Annotated in this window: 10 protein-coding genes; 5 read left to right on the plus strand and 5 right to left on the minus strand. The window is 41.3% G+C overall.

All coding sequences use genetic code 11. The annotated features are described in order from the left end of the window. Positions 1–119 precede the first annotated feature (119 nt). A complete protein-coding gene (locus AC5JL8_RS33465) occupies positions 120–1754 on the minus strand; it encodes an energy transducer TonB (protein WP_495883997.1) in 1635 nt (544 codons plus the stop codon). Between the two features lie 297 nt (positions 1755–2051). Between AC5JL8_RS33465 and AC5JL8_RS33470 the strand changes: the two genes are divergently transcribed. From AC5JL8_RS33470 to nadB, 4 genes are all read left to right on the plus strand, one after another. After that, on the plus strand, positions 2052–2705 hold the full coding sequence (locus tag AC5JL8_RS33470) for a MotA/TolQ/ExbB proton channel family protein (RefSeq protein WP_495883998.1): 654 nt from the start codon (positions 2052–2054) through the stop codon (positions 2703–2705). Continuing rightward, positions 2689–3093, plus strand: coding sequence for an ExbD/TolR family protein (locus AC5JL8_RS33475; RefSeq protein WP_495883999.1), 405 nt, complete (start codon positions 2689–2691; stop codon positions 3091–3093). Before AC5JL8_RS33470 ends, AC5JL8_RS33475 begins: the two co-directional genes overlap by 17 nt. Before the next feature lie 370 nt (positions 3094–3463). Continuing rightward, positions 3464–3892, plus strand: a complete 429-nt coding sequence (psbU, locus tag AC5JL8_RS33480) for a photosystem II complex extrinsic protein PsbU (RefSeq protein WP_495884000.1) — start codon at positions 3464–3466, stop codon at positions 3890–3892. Positions 3893–4048: 156 nt separating this feature from the next. Next, positions 4049–5740 carry an L-aspartate oxidase gene (nadB, locus tag AC5JL8_RS33485; protein ID WP_495884001.1) on the plus strand — a complete coding sequence of 564 codons (1692 nt, stop codon included), beginning with the start codon at positions 4049–4051 and terminating at the stop codon, positions 5738–5740. Between the two features lie 145 nt (positions 5741–5885). On the opposite strand, the gene AC5JL8_RS33490 is transcribed toward nadB, so the two are convergent. Then, positions 5886–6155, minus strand: coding sequence for a hypothetical protein (locus AC5JL8_RS33490; protein ID WP_495884002.1), 270 nt, complete (start codon positions 6153–6155; stop codon positions 5886–5888). Between the two features lie 1601 nt (positions 6156–7756). Here AC5JL8_RS33490 and AC5JL8_RS33495 point away from each other — a divergent pair. Continuing rightward, on the plus strand, positions 7757–8008 hold the full coding sequence (locus tag AC5JL8_RS33495; protein ID WP_495884003.1) for a DUF7219 family protein: 252 nt from the start codon (positions 7757–7759) through the stop codon (positions 8006–8008). A 292-nt stretch (positions 8009–8300) separates the two neighbouring features. On the opposite strand, the gene AC5JL8_RS33500 is transcribed toward AC5JL8_RS33495, so the two are convergent. From AC5JL8_RS33500 to AC5JL8_RS33510, 3 genes are all read right to left on the minus strand, one after another. After that, a complete protein-coding gene (locus tag AC5JL8_RS33500; protein WP_495884004.1) occupies positions 8301–9470 on the minus strand; it encodes a helix-turn-helix domain-containing protein in 1170 nt (389 codons plus the stop codon). Positions 9471–9926: 456 nt separating this feature from the next. Then, positions 9927–12128, minus strand: coding sequence for a CHASE2 domain-containing protein (locus tag AC5JL8_RS33505; protein ID WP_495884005.1), 2202 nt, complete (start codon positions 12126–12128; stop codon positions 9927–9929). Positions 12129–12810: 682 nt separating this feature from the next. Then, complete coding sequence (locus tag AC5JL8_RS33510) at positions 12811–13794, minus strand: vitamin K epoxide reductase family protein (protein ID WP_495884006.1); 984 nt, start codon at positions 13792–13794, stop codon at positions 12811–12813. Positions 13795–13874: the final 80 nt, after the last annotated feature.

Below are 13874 nucleotides of genomic sequence, written 5' to 3' on the forward strand. Positions count from 1 at the left end.
AAAAATTTCTTTAATTTTTTGAGTGCAGAAAATAGGGGAAGGAAATGAGATTGATTTCCTTCCCCTATTAAGTTTTACTCGCAGACAGGTATAGAAATTAAGTATTCTCGTTTATCAGATTACTCATTGCTATTGCCAGTAGCAGCAGGAGCTTCTGTTGACTGAGATGGCCGACGAGAACGACGTAAAGACTCTAACAGCTGGCTTTGACTAGGAGTTGTAGGTTGCTCTATACGCCGCCGACGTCGATTTTTGGGTGGTTGCGACTGTTGTGGTGAGTTGGTAACTACGTTCGGACGCTGCCTTTGACGTAGCGATTCTCTTAACTCCTGGCTGCCAGATCTAGGAGTTGGTCTAGATTCAGTTTGTCTGGTTGTTGCAGCTGCCTCTGATGACGGCTGCCTGCGTCTGATTCTGGGTTCTCCAATCGATTCCCTTGGGATATCGGTGATATTTGAGTCTACCAACCGCCGCCTACGTCTTGGAGCTTGCTCCGTGGGGCTGGGATTAGAAGCCGCTGTTTGTTGGGTTCTTTGTTCTGCTTCTCTTTGTCTTTTTTTACGTGCTTGGGCTTCGCGGTGACGGCGAGAACCTTGAAGAGCAAATTCAGTGGCGATCGCAACTCCTTGGCGGCCACCAGCCGCAGGTTTTAATTTCCACTCACGGGCTTGTCTAATGGTTTCTTCATCCAAGTCACGATTACCGCTAGAGCGAGCAATCCGTACATTTGTGACATTGCCCTTTTCATCAGTATCAACAGCTACCTCTACCCTACCTTCGATGCCTCGGCGTCTCGCTGCTTCTGGGTACTTGGTGCGGCATTCTTGACAAGCTGCACGACCATTACCTGAACCACGACTTTCCGGCTCGGTTCTAATTCTTGGGGATGTTGGCCCTGTTGCTACTGTTTCTCCTCTTCCTGCACCTGAGCCATTGCCAGTACCTGTACCACTACCAGAACCCGTACCGATACCATTGCCAGTACCTGTACCACTACCAGAACCCGTACCGATGCCATTGCCAGTACCTGTACCACTACCAGTACCTGTACCAACAGCAACTGAGGAACCAGCACTTCCACCTACGGGGTTATTTGTCTGCCCGCTGCTATTTCCAGCACTTCCCTGAGTTGCTCTCAAGTCTCTAGTTCCACCCAACAAATCTCTCAACTTTTCACCACTTTGTTCTACACCAGCAGATGATTGTATGGGAGTGGTGTTAGCTGTGATGGGAGCAGGACGCTGGGGAATTTCAGGCGTTGTCTTCTCAACTGGCTTTTCGGATTCAGTAACTTGTTGTGGTTTAGTAGCGGTTGGTTCTGGAACCTTTGCCACAGGTGGCTTGAAGTTATTCAGCTTCTGTACAGGTGGGGTGTTTGTTGGCGGTGTAACTGGTTTCGTTAGCTGAACTGGGTCTGGAGCAGTTACAGCCTTTGGTACAGATTGAACAGCAATACTACTAGCTTCACTAACACTAGAGCTTGTACGATTACTACGAGATTCTAATTTCGGTACGGATTTAGCCTCTTCAATCTCTTCTGGTGGTTTTGGTGTTTCCAGCTCTGTTGGCTCAACGAGGGTCAATTCTATAGCTTCCTCTTCTAATTCCGGCAGTCTAGTCAACAGATTAGTAATCCCAGAGGCTAACACTCCTAAGTGTAGGATTAGTGAACCAATCAGACTGAAAGCCAAAAAAGACTTTAGAGTCTCAGCTTCTTTTTCTCGCTGTGCCACAGCGATACTGGAAAAACTCATAATATTTGCAAGTAATTAGCATTAATTTTGTTAGATTACGTTGCTGTGGTACAAAAGTCAAGCAATACAAATGACAGATAATTTCATACTTAGCAATACGGTGATTGCCCAAAAGCCGTGTAGATAAAGACTGTGAGTACTCAAAGTCTTTGAATATTCAAACTATTAATGTCAAGAAAATGAAAATTACTTGACTTAGATAATCATTCATCTTATTTTTTATTGAGAAAGTCTATCGGTTATTTGGGATCAACTGGTAGTCTGGCTGTGGGTTGTTGATTGATTAAGAGACAGTACATGGAAATCAGTAAACTGTTTACGGCAGGCGGCGTGGTAATGTGGCCGCTATTGGGGTTTAGTGTGGTAGCGATCGCCCTAATTATTGAGCGGATTCGTTTTTGGTATCGGATCAATCATCGTCAAAACCGTGTGGTGCGCGAGGTTCTCAATCTCTATCGTCTCGACAACGTTGTTGGTGCTTTAGATAAACTGCAAAAAAATGCTGATTTACCGATTGCACGTATATTTCTTTCTGCTTTAGAGCTGGAACAACCAAATCCTGAAGAGTTTCGCCTAGCCTTAGAAAGTGAAGCACAAGCCGAAATTCCCGTACTGAAGCGATTTAATACTATATTCGAGACAATCATCAGCCTTGCACCTCTGCTCGGATTACTAGGAACCGTCTTGGGATTGATCACTTCGTTTGCTTCCCTGAATCTTGGTGATGTAGGTGGTACAAAAACAGCAGGTGTTACCAGTGGTATTAGTGAAGCTCTGGTTTCGACTGCAACAGGATTGGTGGTGGCGATATTTGTGCTGTTATTTGCTAACACATTCCGGGGACTGTACACTCGCCAAATGGCATCCATCCAAGAATATGGTGGACAATTAGAATTACTTTATCGTCGTCGCTATGAACGTGGGGAGAAGGCTTATGCGACTACAAGATGAACCAGAGATACCCCCACAAATTAACATCGTGCCGATGATCGATGTCATATTTGCGATTTTGACGTTTTTCATCATGTCAACGCTGTTTTTAACCAGAAGTGAGGGTTTGCCAGTCAATCTCCCCAAAGCAGCGACGGCTAAACAACAGCAAATTCCTACTAAAATTACAATCACGATAGATGACAAAGGAGTGGTGAGCTTGAATCGCCAGCCTACCACCGTTGATGCTTTAACAGAGCAAGTGCGTAGTTTGGTGGGAGCTAACCCCGAAGCATTGGTAATTATTAATGCTGATGATAAAGTAGGCCACGGTAAGGTAGTAGCAGTAATGGATCGGGTGCGGCAAGTGCAGGGAGCAAAACTAGCGATCGCTACCCAAAAGCCTTAGTTAGCGCCTAAAAATTAAGTGGGCAGTAATGCTCGCGCTGTTGATGCTATACATACAGTGCGGGTATTTCCATAATTTATAATACTACTTCGACCAATGCCCAATGCCCAATGCCCAATGTTCATAAAGACTACTTAAGAAAACTTTTTGCAAAAGTATAGTCGAACCAAGTAACACTAAATATTGTGGATATTAATACGCTGTATATTAGTTTCTGATGACTGCTGTGTGTTGATTAAGCAAACAGCTATCAGCTTCCAGTCAATGGTCAATAGTGCTGACTGTTGACTGTTGAGTGTGGACTGTTGAGTGCTGAATGCTCTTGGCTTAAAACTTTAATTTCAGTTTGATGGAAAGAGGTAGAAAAATCGTGAAAGGACTGGTGCGTTTATTAACAGTGTTTAGCTTGTTACTCGGTTGCTGGGGATGGTTGGGAACAACTCAGATAGCCCAAGCTGCCAGTTTCAACAGTCTTGCTTTTCCTCAAGTTCCAATTCTGGCAATTGAGCGGCAGAATCGGGCAGATGCGAAGCTAGGAACGGAATTCGGTAAAAAAATTGATTTGAACAATACCAACGTGCGAGCTTTTCAACAGTATCCAGGGCTGTATCCTACCCTCGCTAAGAAAATCATCAAAAATGCTCCTTACCAGAAAGTAGAAGATGTTCTGGAACTGCCAGGATTGAGCGATCGCCAAAAACAAACTCTGCAAGCTAACCTAGATAAATTTACAGTGACAGAGTTTGAATCTGTCTTCAACGAGGGAGATGAACGCTTTAACAACGGCATCTATAGATAACTGCAATTGCAGTTAAAGTAGCAAGTAACAGCCCAATCCTTTTGTGAGGAGTGGTTAATGTTAGAGATGGAGATGGGAAGGAGACAATGAAAAATTATGTCCTTCTCTCTCCGATCTCCTAAACTCCGGCTCTTTTAGTCCCCTAAAACCCTTACCTTGCCTCAAATAGATATTCCTAGCCAATTTGATGTCTTAGTAGTCGGTGCAGGTGCTGCTGGTCTGTATACGGCACTTTGTCTACCAGAATCCTTGCGAGTCGGCTTAATTACTAAAGAAACAGTTGCTTTGTCTGCGAGTGATTGGGCCCAAGGTGGCATTGCCGCCGCGATCGCCCCTGAAGATTCTCCCTCATTACATATAGAAGACACAATGCGGGCAGGGGCAGGCTTATGCGAAAAAGCAGCTGTAGAATTTCTCGCCCAACACGCCTCGATCTGTATTCAATCTCTGGTCAATTTGGGAGTTGCTTTTGACCGTCATGGTAACGCTTTAGCTCTAACTTTAGAAGCTGCCCATTCTCGTAACCGCGTTCTCCATGCCGCCGACACTACAGGTAGGGAAGTCACCACCACCCTCACCGCTCAAGTACTGCGACGCCAGAATATTCAAGTTATTCAACAAGCTTTGGCTTTGAGTTTGTGGATAGAACCCGAAAGCGGGCGATGTCAGGGAATTAGCCTATTTTATCAAGGCGAAATTAGATGGGTAAAAGCTAGTGCTGTGGTACTGGCAACTGGTGGTGGTGGTCAAGTATTTGCCCAAACTACTAACCCGGCTGTGAGTACCGGTGATGGAGTGGCGATCGCATGGCGCGCCGGAGCCATCCTCCGCGACTTAGAATTTATCCAATTTCACCCTACTGCTCTCACCAAACCTGGTGCTGATCGTTTCCTCATTAGTGAAGCTGTACGTGGTGAGGGCGCACACCTGATCGACAACGAAGGGCGGCGTTTTGCCTTTGATTACCACCCTGCGGGTGAACTCGCACCTCGTGATGTAGTAAGTAGAGCAATTTTTAGTCATTTGCAACGTACTGCCGCCGATCCCGCCACTGCCCATGTATGGTTGGATATGCGTCCCATCCCCCCAGACAAAATTCGCCATCGTTTTCCCAATATCATCAAAGTTTGCCAATATTGGGGTATTGATGTCTTCACAGAACCAATACCCGTTGCCCCCGCTGCTCATTACTGGATGGGTGGAATTGTTACAGATTTAAACAATTGCACGAATATTCCGGGATTGTATGCAGTGGGAGAAACTGCCAGTACCGGAGTGCATGGGGCAAATCGCTTGGCTAGTAATTCTTTGCTCGAATGTATAGTATTTGGCGCACAGATGACTCATCTAGAAGATGAAGTCTTAAGGATGAAAGATGAAGTCAAAGAAGCGGAAGTTATCCTCCATCCTTCTAATTACACACTTTCTGAACGTGAGTGGCAAAAAGAGCAAGCACAGCTAGAAGCACTGCGGCAGAAGTTACCGCGTCTGGTGTGGCAAAGTGCTGGTATTTGTCGAGTACAGTCAGGCTTAGAGGCGGCGATTACCACTATTGGAAATTGGCAGCAAGATTTTGCTGCTTTGTCTTTAAGTAAATTTCTGCTATCTTTAAATCCAGCAGAACCAGCTAGGCTCAACCTACCGGATGTAGAACGGCAATTGCGACTTTGGGCCGAAACCCGCAATTTATTAGATGTAGCTGATTTAATTCTCAAAAGTGCTGCTTTTAGAACTGAAAGCCGGGGCGGACACTACCGCTTGGATTATCCGGAACCAGAGCTTGATTGGCAAGCACACACACTTGTACAAAAACAACAGTGGTGGAAATCCGTAGTCTTAAACCATTAAAAATTGTCCAGTCTTTCTCAACCAAGTATTTTAGCTGTTTAGTAGGTGTAAAGCTGAGTCCACCTAGTCACTATTTAGCTTGATGTTACCTAATTGGCTATGCTTACTTAGCTTGAATTATAATTTTGAATTCTTAGCTGAATTCTTAGCGGGTGCCACTACCACGTTGACTGTCAGGGCCGCCATGATTTGGGGGAATAAATGTCTTGTTTAGTTCCTGAGAATTAGCCTTGGCAGCGGTTGAACTTTCGCTACTAATAGTGTTCAGGCTATTAAAACTCAATATACTTAAAGTTCTTGTAGTATCCGCAATCTTTGGAACTATTAGGTACGCACTAATAAACAATATCGCAATACTCGTAATTCTTAAATTAGTTCCCATAAGTCTCGGTAAATTCCCTAGTTCAGATTTCATGCTGTGTCTTGCGTCCTTTTATGTTTCAGTAAATTTACTTATGCTGTCAAAAAAATTATTAAGTTTAAATTGAATTACTGCTGCTATTTAGATAACTTCCTAAGCAAAAAGCGGTTTCTAGAAGCTTGAAGGTCTGCGTTCGGATTCTTGCTATTGAACACACCTGACATTTAAGAAATACAATTTGAGTCGTGTTTATAACATCGGTCTAAAGTAAGAGATTTTCATGAACTACCACAAGCACGGTAGTTTACTTGAATCTTCTTAATAAAATCTTAACATTTAAGCGTATTATTACTGTACTGACTAGATAATAAATTTGGGCAAATCATCTCAATATTCCCCAAATACCTTCATGGTAAGAACTGTATATCAGCGAAGATAACTAAACTCCAAACCTAAAAGCTGCTATTTTGGCATTTTGCATGAATTCTAAGTTTGGAAGCTAGAGTAAAAATGCGGTAAAGTAAAAATGCTTAACTCAGTATTTATTCTGTAAAACCTAAAGTAGACTAACTTCGACTAACTTCTAAAATCTAATCGCCAGTTGTCTTGCTAGCATTATTTATTCCTCACAGAGACTTAGCTTCATATTTTGGTTGATACATTCCACAAGGTATCAAAGCCAAAGGGATATAGGGATTCACCCTAAGAGGGATTGACAATAATTTTTCAATAACCGAGTATTTATACCAACTTGAGTAGTAGACACACAGATACTTCCCCTAAAGTAGCTAATTAGGAAGCAGACGCCATAAAGTGGTCACAAAAGAGGACAACGGGCAGGGAGCTCTTAGCAGAAGAGAGAACCCCATACATAAATGCAGGGGCTTAAACCCATGAGCGCAGGGGAGTTACAAATCTTTCTCCCCTGCCCCCTGCTCCCCTGCCTCTTCTGGTCACCAATATCAGTACAATCTCTTGAGCCTACCAAGTGCTTGTTGGTTGTTGAGACGAACGTGGCACTTCTTCTATCAGGTAAGCTTTCAGTCTTAAAAATTAGCATAAAATAGACAAACTTTTTTAAACATTTACCCAGTCAGATTACTCCGACAAAAGTTTTGCCCAGCACAAAAACTTTAATTGTCGTAATTGCGTGCCCTTGATCACATGAAATCTTAACTTTAAATAATTATAGAGAAGTATTTTTTTCCAAAGAGGTAAAGGATAAGATTGATATCTGCAACTGTTATAAAAAAACTAATAATTGTAGGTTTTCTTAAGAGGATGTTTGAAAAGTCCTCTTGTCGGTAGCAAAACGTTCTAGATCCCCCTAAATCCACGTCACTGAGGGAGTCGGGAAACCCGCAAGGGCGCAGTGGCTCCCCTTGTAAAGGGGGACTTTAATTCCGGTTCCCCTCTTTTTAAGGGGGGTTAGGGGGGATCTAAAAGTGCCCAAAATCACAGCGAAACACTTTTCAAACAACCTCTAATATTTTATTAACATTTGCTTGGAGAAAGTAATGTCATATTTCAGATTGTTTAATAGAATATTTATGCTGATATCATCTGCCTGCAAGCTAGTTTATTTGCACAGATACTAACGGTTCGTCTATTTTAATTTTCAAACTACTAAAGCTATAAATCCATAGAAATAAATTATGACACAACCCAATCGAGACTACCTGGACAGATCTATCTATTTTCGCAGTCGTTATTACGGTCAATTTAAGCCAGAAAACCTTATATTTAATGTTAATCTCCAAGAATTTACTCAAAAAGTTGGTTATATCAGCAGTTTAGAAACAGCGGGAAAACTTTCTCCAGAAGAAGCCTACAGCCAGATTCAGGTGCTTTGGAAACAGTTGAAGCACAGCAAAAAGGAACTGGGCATTGGTAAAAACCTGCCATAAGCTACCTAAAGTAACTATTCATCCTAATTACTCGTGCGTGAAATTTATTTATAAATAGAGCAGAGAAAATGCTGTAAACGAGAACGCATATCAGCAATTTTCTCTAGGATTTATTAATGAGTTAAATTCTTAAGGCAATAAGTTACGAAAAAATAAAAAAAGACTATATAAGCTCAATCAACAAAATCCGAAATCAGGATTTGGCATTATCAGCACATCAAGATACTCTCCTGCAATTTGACTATCTTTTAGCCAAATATTAAGTATTAAGTTGTGCAGTTTTTTCTATGAATTAATAAGAATTTTTCAAAATTATATGTTGTTTTGAGTCAAAACTAATTATACCTTGTTGTTTTAATTTAGTTATCAATCGTGTAATTGTCACTCTGTTAGCACAGCAGGCGCTAGCAATATCTTGATGAGTCAAGCGAATACTTAGGCGAGTTCCCTCCGATACAGTTTCACCGAATTCTTGTTTCAAGAATTCTAACAGATGCAGCAACCGCTCTTGTAACTGTCGCCTTCCAGAAATAGCTAAAAAAGATTCTGTCTGCTGTAAACGTTGATTAACTTTTGGTAAGAGAGTTTGGCTGAGAGTCGGGGAAGCTGCCATTTCTGACACGCTAATTGATACTAAATGGACATCGCTGAGGGCTGTTACTTGGTAAATATTTAGAGATGTCATACTAGAGCCAAAAACCATTCCGGCTCTTGCCAACCCTACCAGTATTTCTTCGCCAGTGCCACAGAAGGTAGTTAGTTTGACCCAACCTTGACAAACATATAAAATCTCTAGCGGTTTGAGGGGTATATTGTCCCCTTTGCAATATTGATATACGCGGCGATTCCAGATGATGTCGTTGTCATTTTTGACTAACCCTGATTGCCATCGCTGGCTCATACTAATGTTACGCAATAACCAGTATAAAGATACGACTTTGCCTTGCTGGTTGCGAACAACTCTCACTGTCAAAGCGGCATCGAAGGATTCACCATGATGTGGCTGCAAGGGTACTAGTAGTTCTGTGCCTCTGTCAGATTGAGATAGCTGGTTAATTTCGCTACGAATATGCTGACGGTCTTCTAGAGGAACAAAGTTAACTAATGGTTTGCCCACCAAAAAGTTTTTGGAAACATTAAGCAATCTAGCTGCTGTATAGTTAGCTTCCTGGATTACGCTTTCTGCATTAGTTACCAAATAGCCATCTGGAGCAAACTCGAATAAATCTTGGTAACGTTCACGTTCTGCTTCTAAAAAATTTTGTGTTTGTATTAGTTGCTCATTTTGCTGAAACAGTTCCTCTACTGCTAATTGTAGTGTACCTGAGGTGCTATGGAGTTCCTTAAAAGCTTGCGATAGCAGTTCCGGTGGCATCCAAGGTAGGATAGTAATAGTTCGGTATAAATCTGCTAAATGTTTGTGTAATGCTTCTGTGCGTTGGACAAATATTTCTATGTTCACTAATCTATTGCCAAAGATACTACTGTGCGAATATCTACAAAATATCGGTTGGCTGCAAAACATTCAGGGCAGGGGATAATTTCTGCTGATCGCACTTAATCTATTATTGATTTTTAGCCCAAATGATTCACTACTGTGACAAAGTTAACTAATTTTATTTATACAAACTTCTGCCTTAGGAAAGGTATCATCGGCATAGCTCAAACATAGATAAAATAATTAATTTTAATTATAAGATATTATTAAAACCTTAAAATAAAAATGATTTTTACTAATTGGCTGTATAATTTTGCAAACTAAAAATTAACTAGAACTTAGCCCCATTCAGGTGAAAATCTGACCAAAAATAATTGTTTATGCGTAAGAAGACGAATTAAGTAAAGTAGCTTTTATTTCCTATTCTTCCAAATCTTGGTGTACACCTCAAGAGATAATCTTGTCGCCAGATAAAATTTATTAAGCAAACTCATACCGATTTTTACCGAGGCGCTTGGCGCGGTACATGGCGGTATCTGCTTGTTTAATCAAGCTTTCACTGTCGTGGCTGTTAAGAGGGTAGACACTAATGCCAATACTGGCAGAAACTTTAGTGGTATATTGATCCAAAACAATTGGCTCAGTGATAGTAGCTAAAATTTTATCAGCGACTTTAGCAGCTACTTGCATGTTAGGAATTGCCCGTAAAATCACAGTAAATTCATCGCCGCCCAAGCGAGAAACCGTATCACTACCGCGTAAAGAATTGCTGAGACGTTGAGCAACCGTCACTAGCAAGCGATCGCCAATCTCGTGCCCTAGAGTATCATTGACTTGCTTAAAACCATCCAAGTCAATAAACAGCAGCCCCAGTAACAAATTGTTGCTTCGTGCCCAATTTAGAGATTCGTACAGTTGTTCAGTGAAAAATTTGCGATTCGATAGTCCCGTGAGGGGATCATGATATACCAGATAACGCAAGTGGTCTTCTTGGCGTTTTAATTCATTGTTAGAGCGGTATAAATCGGCAGCAGTACGCTTGAGTTTTTCTTCCATCAGCTTGCGCTGAGTAATATCTCGGATAACCCCAACTAAAAAGAAATTGCCAGCAGCATCTTTGTGGAGCGATCGCTTAGTAGCAATTAGATGAGTTTTTCCATGAGCATCTGTAAATTCTTCTTCATTTTCTTGAGGTTGCTGAGTCTGGAAAATTATCTCATCTTGTTGCCGAAATACATCAGCTTCATGTTTCGGAAAAAAGTCATAGTCTGTTTTTTCAATTAACAAATTATTTGGATAACCAATGAATCGGCAATAGGCCTCATTTAAAACAATCCACTGATGTTTTTCATTTTTGACAAAAATTGGATCGGGAATTGTATTAATCACTTGATGCAAAAACTCTTTAGAGCGTTTCATCTCTTCTTGCATATAGGCAAAACAACCAGTAATCCAAATAACTGAGCTACCAAACGTGAGCAGCGAAGGAATGAATGGTATCCACCAACCATACAAAAAAGCAAGGTAGGCGCTCAGGGTCAGCAACAAGCCAGAAAGTATAATACTGATGATGCTCCCACTTGGGCGTCGTATTCGCCTAGTGATTATGGCTCCCACATAAGACCAGGCAAAAATCCACAAATATTCCCCTAACTTAGGCCAGACTTTGAGTAACGGCCTTCCTTCTAATGCAGCTGAAATTAACTCACTGATAAAATAAGCTTGTAGTTCGACACCAGCGACTGGCTGCGCCGCACCCATCAGCCTGCTAGAGTGTGGAATGAAAACAAAATCTTGAAGGCTGAGGGCCGTGGAACCAATGAGTACAATGCGATCGCTAATCCATTCCTTTGGCACTCTATCGGCTAGCACATCCATTATTGATACATGGCGGTAGCGACAGGTTTTTATATATGAAATGGGACACCTTGGTTTGGGAAAGTTGGATATAATTTGGTAACCTCTCGCATCAGCTCCCACGTAAGCACCATCATTACCCTGAAACCGAGTAAATACTGCCTTACCCAGCTGCAAATACTCAGGATTAGTTGCTGCGGTTGTGGGAGTAATTCCGTATGGCTTCAAATACAGTAAAGCCAACTTTAATCCAAAACTTTCATGTGGCTGATTATTAATATGCCAATACAATAAGCTGCGACGTACTTTACCATCAGGGTCATACAAAACGTTATTAAAACCCACTTGGTTAAGTTGTTTCAGCACTGGTGGTGGTAAAACACCGACATTTTTATTATTTGACAGTTGCTCAATGCCAATCAAATTTGGCATCGACTTATAAACATTTATCAGTTGCTCATGACCAGGCGGTACTGCCAAATCTCGGTAGATATCTAAGCCAATAGCACGAGGGTTATGGACTTTTAATTTTTGCAATAACTGGGCAATCACACCATCTGGAATCGGCCAGGAACCAACTTGGCGTAAAGAAGCCTCATCAATTGCCACAATAGTAATACGCTCTTCTGGCGGTTCATTTGGACGTAAGCGAAACAATTGATCCAAAGCTGCCAATTCTAAAGATTGGAATAATCCGATAGAACGCAAAAGCAAAACGCAGACTGTAACGCTAGAGGCTACAATCAATTCCCTTTGTCCTCTACCAAGCGGTTTTTTTAGTCCAAACATGAACCTGACAAGAAGCTTGCCTAGCTGCTTACTCATTCCCATTACCTAGTGGGGAGAAATACTCTCTATTTCCTATAGCTATCAACTCCGTAGCGAATATAGCTTACGCATAGGCTATGTTGACTTACTGAGAATTTTTTCAACTCAGTTAAATTTGTAAAAACAACTTTGGATAGTTTTAATACATCATTATTTATGACTCCTTATTATCTGATTAAATGGCAAGTAAAACATTTGCGTTCACAACACAAGTTAAGTCTAAATATTGTTTATTAGTAACAGAAGTATATTATTGTTAAGGAACCTTGGCATTAAGTGTCTGCATAATTGGATATTAAAAAGCATTTTTAATACTTTAAATATAATTAATAAAAGTAAAAATTACATAAGTGAATATACTTGGTAGATATTTCATGGCTTGCTCATTTTGGGATGACATCTGCAAGTAAAATAGTAATTGCAAATAATTCTTGAATCCTATATATAGTCAAGCAGTAATTACAATACATACCAGTATTAAATATTAGTCACATCTTCTATGTCATCTCCTTTTTGGTATACTTAGCTTTAGAGTCTAAGAATTGCTATATATATTACCTAATTAATTATTAGCAAAAATAAAAAAGCCAACCGGAAGCAAATCTCGCTTTATGCAACCAGTTGACTATTTGGTATAAAAAATAGCTAAATTGCTAGAAAATGTCTTGTTCAAGCTAGCTTATTTAAAATACTTGAAGTTACGGGGGCCAGTGTAATTAGAAACTTTTGCCAGTTCCTCTAAATTTTGCACTCCGCTATAGCTTTTACCATTGATGATCCAGGTAGGAAAGCCTTCTATTTTTGCTGCTTTACACAATTCTGGTTGAGCTTTGAGTCCATCAGGAGCGCACTCTACCTTAACACGATCATTGATTATCTGTTCAGCTTCTTTACCGAACAGCAATTTCTGTTCGTGGCAGTGTGGACACCAATAAGCACTGTATTCCTTAGCGCCGATCTTAGCAAGATGATTTGCTAGGGCTATTTCCGCCTCACCGGAGGTAGTGGTGGTTTCCCAACCAAATGCCGGGTTAGGTTGTACTTTGGGAGTAAAGCTAATTTGTACGGGTTTGCCAGGAGTTGATTCAGTGGTAACACCAGATTGATTCACCCCAGAATAAACCCATAAAGTGCCAACCAAAGTTACCATCCCCACAATAATGGCAGTGAAGAAGATTTGCCCAATATCCTCCCAATCACGACCGATAACCGTCAGTACCAAAAGGCTGAGGGAGAACAAAGCCGAGCCAATACAATAAGGACAGAAGGCTTTGATTTGGGATGCGAGTATGTACATTAAGTAGCTGCTGAATATGGTCATGGCGATCGCTCCCACCAATAACAGCAACCACGTCAAGTTTTCTATTTGTTTGCGGCTGTTGTTTGCTGGTTTTAATGCGAAGGGAGCCAAAGCAAATATCACCATACTGGTATAAGCCAAAAACCCAAACAAAGCTAATGGCTGGCCCAAAACCGTTGCCCAAGGACTGGAAAGCACATCATTACAACCTCTAACACCAGCTTGCGCGACACAAGCTGCACTGCCTCCTGTTAACTTTTCTATGGTGAGATAACCTGTTATTAGGGCACCCAGTCCGGCGATCGCGGCAATCAATGGACGCGACCATTTATAAATCCAAGGTGTAGAACGGCGGCGAATCATAAACTGTAATTAGGGATTAGGGATTAGGGATTAGGAATTGGGAATTGGGCATTGGGCATTGAGAATTGGGCATTGGTTAT

The organism is Mojavia sp. (assembly GCF_059505145.1).

What these genes read in the sequence shown, in the direction of transcription:
- AC5JL8_RS33465 (WP_495883997.1), bottom strand. Translation starts at nt 1,754, where the DNA reads ATGAGTTTTTCCAGTATCGCTGTGGCACAGCGAGAAAAAGAAGCTGAG.
- AC5JL8_RS33470 (WP_495883998.1), top strand. Translation starts at nt 2,052, where the DNA reads ATGGAAATCAGTAAACTGTTTACGGCAGGCGGCGTGGTAATGTGGCCG.
- AC5JL8_RS33475 (WP_495883999.1), top strand. Translation starts at nt 2,689, where the DNA reads ATGCGACTACAAGATGAACCAGAGATACCCCCACAAATTAACATCGTG.
- AC5JL8_RS33490 (WP_495884002.1), bottom strand. Translation starts at nt 6,155, where the DNA reads ATGAAATCTGAACTAGGGAATTTACCGAGACTTATGGGAACTAATTTA.
- AC5JL8_RS33495 (WP_495884003.1), top strand. Translation starts at nt 7,757, where the DNA reads ATGACACAACCCAATCGAGACTACCTGGACAGATCTATCTATTTTCGC.
- AC5JL8_RS33505 (WP_495884005.1), bottom strand. Translation starts at nt 12,128, where the DNA reads ATGAGTAAGCAGCTAGGCAAGCTTCTTGTCAGGTTCATGTTTGGACTA.
- AC5JL8_RS33510 (WP_495884006.1), bottom strand. Translation starts at nt 13,794, where the DNA reads ATGATTCGCCGCCGTTCTACACCTTGGATTTATAAATGGTCGCGTCCA.